The sequence below is a fragment of the Sphingomonas sp. 10B4 genome (genome assembly GCF_035019905.1).
In the GTDB taxonomy this organism is placed as follows: Bacteria; Pseudomonadota; Alphaproteobacteria; order Sphingomonadales; family Sphingomonadaceae; genus Sphingomonas; species Sphingomonas glacialis.
Window position 1 is genome coordinate 1 of the sequence record NZ_JASJVC010000187.1, and the last position, 589, is coordinate 589.

Genomic DNA, 589 nt, shown 5'->3' on the forward strand with positions numbered 1-589 from the left:
TTTCCGAAGCGCGTCGCCCTGATCGACACGGACACCCCCGCTAGAGAGATCCCGTACCTTGTGGGTGCGAGCATGGTCCCCCCCGAACTGCTCGATAGTTGCGGCTAGCAGCACGCTGGTACGCACAGCGCGTTCCGCCATGGGCGGGGTATCCCTCGCCAATGGTATATCTGTAGCGATTGGCGTTTCGCAGCTTGGCATGCGCTTGCTCCTAGTCCGCCAGAATTAAGAATCAGTTCGTTCTGCCGACGCGTGATCAGATCATTTGACCGGCGCCCTACACGCTCGATGCCGAGCAGCTGGAAGCGCTCAAGATGCTCGCTCGTTACACGACGTTCGGCCTGGTGCAGTACGACCAGCTGGATATTGCGTTTGCGCTCGACGAAGCGTGGTTCAAAAACGATATGAACGACCCGCACAGGCATAATGTCGCGATCGACAAACCGATCAACCGATACGCGCAAGAGGACGAAGAATGGCGTTTTTGGAAGAGCTGCTGGAGGGCGGCAGCACGGTAATTACCCACCCCCTACCGGCTATAAGGCAGAGACGGCACCGAGGATGGTCTGGAATGGACTGCCTCCTGCGA

The 589-nt window shown here is 58.4% G+C and carries 1 protein-coding gene; it reads left to right on the top strand.

Annotation, left to right across the window (positions count from 1 at the left end; translation table 11 throughout):
- The first annotated feature begins 314 nt into the window (after nt 1–314).
- A complete protein-coding gene (locus QN347_RS19400) occupies nt 315–518 on the top strand; it encodes a hypothetical protein (protein WP_322164322.1) in 204 nt (67 codons plus the stop codon).
- Nucleotides 519–589 lie beyond the last annotated feature (71 nt).